Source organism: Psychrobacter sp. 1U2, from assembly GCF_051847575.1.
The window spans coordinates 1-5711 of sequence record NZ_JBPYDC010000046.1 but is presented as its reverse complement, the minus strand read 5'-3'; the positions used below and the strand labels follow the sequence as shown (position 1 = coordinate 5711).

6 protein-coding genes are annotated in these 5711 nt (G+C 39.8%); 3 read left to right on the top strand and 3 right to left on the bottom strand.

Annotated features, from left to right (window positions below):
* The first annotated feature begins 163 nt into the window (after nt 1-163).
* On the top strand, nt 164-1120 hold the full coding sequence (gene repM / locus ACS8FD_RS12800; protein ID WP_075103751.1) for a replication initiation protein RepM: 957 nt from the start codon (nt 164-166) through the stop codon (nt 1118-1120).
* A gap of 101 nt (nt 1121-1221) precedes the next feature.
* Here repM and ACS8FD_RS12795 read toward each other — a convergent pair whose 3' ends face one another.
* Genes ACS8FD_RS12795 through ACS8FD_RS12785 form a run of 3 tightly spaced genes read right to left on the bottom strand, consistent with a single transcriptional unit; the run spans nt 1222 to nt 2740 of the window.
* Complete coding sequence (locus tag ACS8FD_RS12795; protein ID WP_439263642.1) at nt 1222-1839, bottom strand: hypothetical protein; 618 nt, start codon at nt 1837-1839, stop codon at nt 1222-1224.
* Between the two features lies 1 nt (nt 1840).
* Nucleotides 1841-2392 carry a hypothetical protein gene (locus tag ACS8FD_RS12790; RefSeq protein ID WP_439263640.1) on the bottom strand — a complete coding sequence of 184 codons (552 nt, stop codon included), beginning with the start codon at nt 2390-2392 and terminating at the stop codon, nt 1841-1843.
* Nucleotides 2393-2446: 54 nt separating this feature from the next.
* On the bottom strand, nt 2447-2740 hold the full coding sequence (locus ACS8FD_RS12785; protein ID WP_439263638.1) for a mobilization protein MobS: 294 nt from the start codon (nt 2738-2740) through the stop codon (nt 2447-2449).
* 254 nt (nt 2741-2994) lie between these two features.
* Here ACS8FD_RS12785 and ACS8FD_RS12780 point away from each other — a divergent pair, with 254 nt between their 5' ends.
* Together ACS8FD_RS12780 and ACS8FD_RS12775 are read left to right on the top strand one after the other, a co-directional pair.
* Nucleotides 2995-4710 (top strand): MobA/MobL family protein, encoded by a 1716-nt coding sequence (locus ACS8FD_RS12780; protein WP_439263636.1) that lies wholly within the window; start codon nt 2995-2997, stop codon nt 4708-4710.
* Nucleotides 4711-4712: 2 nt separating this feature from the next.
* Complete coding sequence (locus ACS8FD_RS12775; RefSeq protein WP_075103750.1) at nt 4713-5516, top strand: hypothetical protein; 804 nt, start codon at nt 4713-4715, stop codon at nt 5514-5516.
* The last annotated feature ends 195 nt before the right edge of the window (nt 5517-5711 follow it).

Here is a 5711-nt window from a genome sequence, read left to right as displayed (position 1 = left end):
ATAAAGCTACGTCTATCGACCCATAAAGCTACGTCTATCGACCCATAAAGCTACGTCTATCGACCCATAAAGCTACGTCTATCGACCCATAAAGCTACAGTGTATATAATTTTGTAGCTTTATGGGTTATAGTGCTTATATCATTCACTATGGAAAGTATGAAATGAGCGATAAGCAGTTAATAACCAAAGATAATAAATTAATCAGTGCTAGTTACTCCCTTGGCATACCTGAGCAGCGCCTCATTTTTCTAGCAATCATTGAGGCTAGGGAACAAAAACAGTTGATTGACGCTAGAGGTGTTCTTCAAATTAAAGCAAAGAGCTATCAAGAGCAATTCAAGGTGGAGAAGCATACTTCATACGATGCCTTAAAAAGTGCTACAAGTGGATTGTTTGATGCTCATTTTGAGTATGAAGACATTCACGAACAGACAGGAAAGTTAGCTCGCCATGTGATTAGATGGGTGCAAAAAATAACCTACATTGATGCTGCTGGTCTGGTTGAGCTGCAATTCACAGATGCAGTTATTCCGCTTATAACAAGACTTAGCGAGCAATACACTGAATATGAGTTGAAGCAGGTTAGTGAGTTACAAAGCGAGTATTCAATCAGGCTTTATGAGTTAATGATGCAATGGAAAGCAATTGGTAAAACTAACAGAATATCAGTGGATGATCTACGCAGGAAATTAGGTGTTGAGCCTGAGCAGTACAAGAAAATGAATAACTTCAAAGCTCGAGTTTTAGACCATGCTATCAATCAAATAAATAAACATACAGATATTCAAGCCGAGTATGAGCAACACAAAGATGGACGTGTAATTGTAGGTTTTACATTCAAATTTAAGGTGAAGAATGATAAAAGAAAAACCACTACTGAGCTTAAGAAAAGAGATGTTGATACAGCAGATATGTTCACAGTTGAAGGATTAAACGATAAACAGTTAGGGCGTATTGCTCGCAACCCTCAGTTTATTACTGACTATAATCACATGGTCAGCCCTACCAGTGCAGCAGGACAAAGCGATAGTGGTTGGGAGTTTGAGATGACTAACCGCCTAAAAAAAGACCCTTCTCAGTTCAAGAAGCGTCCAATCAGGGATTATTTAGATTATTAATGCTAGCGGTCTATTATAAGTGGTTCCATTATAGCAGTCTGTTTTAAGTAGTCTGTTAATAGGTTTGAAGGCTGAAATATTTGGTTCCCTTGGGGTATGGTTTATTGATAGGGTCTTTTTCTCTGCGCACCTATTTTAGCTCCATAGATTATGAAGTGAATTATCCATGAAAAAATCAGATATGGAGTAAAAAGTATTAAAAATACTCCGAAACCATCAATAATACGAATGAAAGTATAATTCTTAAAATACGACTTACCCTCCTCCGCTATATTATTGAACGCTATTTCGTCTTCTGGATTGATAAACTCTATTCGTCCATCCGACACAAAGTTAGGTTGGATTTTTTTGCGATGATGGCTACAACTGATTCTGTTCTGTGGCAATATTAAGCAATTACTTGTTTCTAATATTTTACCGTCTACTAAACTGCTTACGTCTTGCATTCCATTGTCAGTAGTATTGAAATAAACCTTCATTGGGACATCAATGTCATACAACCCCAAAAACCTATCTGGGGAATCAACGAAATACTTTAAATGTAAGTCAGATTGGAACTGATAAGTATTTATCATTGGAGAACAATAAGCCTTACTCACACTACATTGTACAAATTGCCCTTTTGGATGAAAAATACCTTCTTGTCCTACGTAAAGACTAAGAGCTAAAGTTGGAACAGCTAATACTATTGATAACCGAACATATTGTTTTTGATTCAAATCAACCTCGTAGATATTTTTTTAATTTCAAATAATTAGTAGTAATCATGCTAACCAATTCCCTAAAAAACAATGTAAATGCTTGATATTTAAAATAATAAATTAGGATAGTTTTTGGTTTTTTAATCGCATTATCAAATCCCGATACTAATATAGGACTTTCTGGATCTTCCCTAATCTCTGGAAAGCTTTTCTTATCTAAGCTCTTAGCTTTATTATAGAAAGTACCAACGGTATTTTTGATTTGTGTCGCTATAGCCCTTTCGTTACTGGCTAACCCACTAAACGATATAGCACTATTGCAAATTTGACGAGCAATCAATCTAAGTTCTTCCAATTTAGCTGTGTTGTCGTCTTTTAATGGTTTCATCATCTCACTATCTAGATCAACAAGGTATTCCCTATATTCTTCCAGAAGAACTAAGATTTTTGCAGCCTCATTTGACATTATTTCACTGCGTTTTTGACCTCTCCATTGGTAGAATATAAATAAAGCAACCGATCCTGTGATGAAGGGCGCAATAGCTTTCCAGTCCCAGCTACAAAAATCCATCTATAAACCCTATACCAAGTATAATTTTCATTAGAGTCTCAAATTTATATTTTTTTAATTATTAGAACTATGATACTTCTCCACTGTCACAGTTTTCAGATTCTTTACCAAGTCTAACATTAAATCCTTATCTCCCTGTCTGGTCAGGAAGTTCAATAGATTATCGGCTGTATATTCCTTTAAACCATTTACTGCATCCTTCTCTAAGGCATCTACAAGAAAAGCACCCAGTAGTATTTTTTGCCGTGTTAGCTTCTTATCTAACTTCTGCTTCTCTCTATTTATCTTAAGCTCAAGATCATTAATCTTCTGCTGCTCTTTCAAATCATTACCACCAAGTAAGCTCATAACTCTTCCTTAAATCATCAAATTATAGTTCTCTTAACTATAGCAACTTCGCTAATACCTAACAACAGTTTATGATATAGTTAATCGACGGATGGTTGAAGTCCCACTGACTAAGTGCGAGTTTTCGACTTTACAAATGTTTATCCCTAACGGTCACACATTTATAAAATCAAAACACGTTAGGGGAAACCCCTAAAACCCCACTACTAACAGAAAGACGTTAGTGGCAAAAACTAAAAACCGAGCAATCAATAATGGCTATTTTCATCGCATCGACTAAATCCATATCACGAGGTAACGGACAAAGTGCTGTTGCTAGTGCGAGCTATCGCGCAGGAGTAGAGCTTGAAGATAAGCGATATGGCAAGACCCATGACTATTCAAAAAAGCATGGCGTGATGAGTGCCGATATTATTTTTCCGACAGCGTTGGCTGCTGCCAACGCTGATATTGATCGTAGTGATTTATGGAACAAAGCGGAAGCTGCCGAGAAAAGAAAAGATGCGCGTGTGGCTCGCGAATGGCTGGTTAATCTACCGTACGAGCTGAACGAGCAAGAGCGTAAGGAGTTAGCGCATAGCTTCGCCCAAACCCTAGCGGATCGTTACGGTACGATTGCCGACTGTGCTATCCATCAACCCACACAAAAAGAGATTGATCGGGGTGCAGACCCTCGCAACTTCCATGCTCATATCATGTTCACCACGCGCACCGCAGCGCTTGACGATAATAACGAGATCATACTAACCGACAAAGCGAGCATTGAGCTGTCCGATAATAAGCGGCGCTCGCTTGGCATGGCGCGAGTCAGCCATGAGATTACAGACGTTCGCCAAATATGGGAGCATATCGCCAACGAAAAACTAGCCGAGCATGACCATAAATTGATTGATAGTCGCAGCTATGCCGCGCAAGGAATTGATATTGAGCCACAGCTCAAAATGGGGTCAGTGGCTACCAAGCTAGAACGTGACAAATACGAGCGAGAGCTAAGAAAAGCAGAGCAAGCCAAAGAAGAAGGCAAGCACTACGAGATTGATAAAACGCCAGCAACACAGCTTGGCACCATCAACGAAATAATTAACGAGCGTAACGAGCTAGTTTGGGGCGTTGAGCTTGCCAAAAATCAGATCGTGAATGATGCCGCTGATGCCATTATCTTGAATGGTCATAAGATTGAAGACGTTGAACACAGCACACCGCCACCAACAAAGGCGATCAGTATTGATTTACCCACGCCAAGCAGGACAACCACAGCAGATGAACCCATCAAAGAACCTGAATCGCTACCTGCGCCAAAGCCTAAAGCGCCTACGCTAGATGCGGTTGCACAAGCTATGGCGATGGCAAAGGGCATTAAGACTAAGCGCGAGAATGAGCAAAAACAAAAAGACTTAGCATTGGAGCAGCAGCGACAGCGCGACCTTGCCGACCAACAAAAACGTGAACAAGCCGAACGTGAGCGCGTTGAACAGGCACGAGCCGACAGAGCAAGGCAGCTTGCGCTTGAAAACAAGCAATTCCTTGCCGACAAAAAATCACTGTATGCAGCTGTAATGGCACAATTGGAACAGCATACGCAGAAAGGGATTGATCCAAACAGCAAGACCGGCAAACTTATTTTAGCGATTTCAGTCGCTAATGAAGTCATGCACAGCCTCGATAAATACACGGATAACCCAAACACCACACAAAGACAGCGCGAGCTTGCGTCAAATGAGCGTGGCGCGTTAACGGACTTAGTTAACGACAAATCACAGCAAGCATTGAATGAGATTAAAAATATACACTATACCAGTGAGCGTAAAACGCACACAGCAGCCCTACAAGGCGTTTTAAGTGAATTTATAGACAATCACAGCCAAACTATCGAAAAAACTCAGAAGCAAGCACTACAGAGCGTCCAAAAAGAGATTACAGACTACAGTAACGAGATTAATCGCAGCCGCAGCTATGGATTAGGAAGATAAAAATGTCAGAGACACCCAACCTTGAAGACCTACTTACCGCCATTGCCACATTGACAGAACATAATACTGCCTTGTTAGAAAAAATAGAGGCAACAGATCAAGCCACCAAAGACAGAGACGAAGCAACCGCCAAGCTGGTAAACAATCTAACAGCTCAGCTCAATGATTATCAAGAACGAGAGAATGTCATCAAATCAGCGATTGCTATTGGTGCGGCTAAAGAGGTTAGCAAAGAAGTGTCTGCGGTGCTTAATCACTACCATAACCAGTTAACGCAAGGCGTTGGTGGTCATGTTGAAAAGGCGAATCATCACTTAGTACAAACCGTGAACCTAGCCACCACCAGCATTAATGATTTATCCATATTATCGTCAGATATGAAAAAAACCTTTGATGCCAACTTTAAGAGTTTAAGCTTTTTTTCTACTGAGTTTGAGGAACAAAATCGGCAATTAGCCAATGATGCCAAAAACACGTTAATCAGTGTTAGAAAGGAAGCTAGAGAAGGCGCTGAACGATACACCAAAGAGTTATCAGATGAGTTTGCTAGATCACTAAGTTGGAAGGCTGCTGGTCTGGTAGGTGCTATATGTGCTTGTATATTTGCTCTTACTTTATTTTCTGTTTGGTTACTTGTGCCTAGCAAAGCAGACATTGCAGAGCGTCAAACTAAATACAATAGTTTAGCAGCAGCTAAGATTGCTCATAATGTGGTTAACGGTCCAGATGGTGAATTTTATGCGAGAGTCACTCCGAATACTTGCTTTACAGGTACAGATAAGTATCGATACTGCAAATTTAGATAGGTAAAAGCTCTTGTTCTTTTAGTTAATAAAAAAAAGAAAAAAGGTTTTTAATGTTTTTAATGTTTTTAAAAGCTTTTAAGCTCTCGCTATCCTTTGCTATTTAAGGGCTGTAGCATCAATAAAGCTACGTCTATCGACCCATAAAGCTACGTCTATCGACCCATAAAGCTACGTCTATCGACCCATAAAGCTACG

Bases quoted from the DNA above. Each gene is read 5' to 3' on its own strand.
- repM (WP_075103751.1), top strand. From the start codon at position 164: ATGAGCGATAAGCAGTTAATAACCAAAGATAATAAATTAATCAGTGCT.
- ACS8FD_RS12790 (WP_439263640.1), bottom strand. From the start codon at position 2,392: ATGGATTTTTGTAGCTGGGACTGGAAAGCTATTGCGCCCTTCATCACA.
- ACS8FD_RS12785 (WP_439263638.1), bottom strand. From the start codon at position 2,740: ATGAGCTTACTTGGTGGTAATGATTTGAAAGAGCAGCAGAAGATTAAT.
- ACS8FD_RS12780 (WP_439263636.1), top strand. From the start codon at position 2,995: ATGGCTATTTTCATCGCATCGACTAAATCCATATCACGAGGTAACGGA.
- ACS8FD_RS12775 (WP_075103750.1), top strand. From the start codon at position 4,713: ATGTCAGAGACACCCAACCTTGAAGACCTACTTACCGCCATTGCCACA.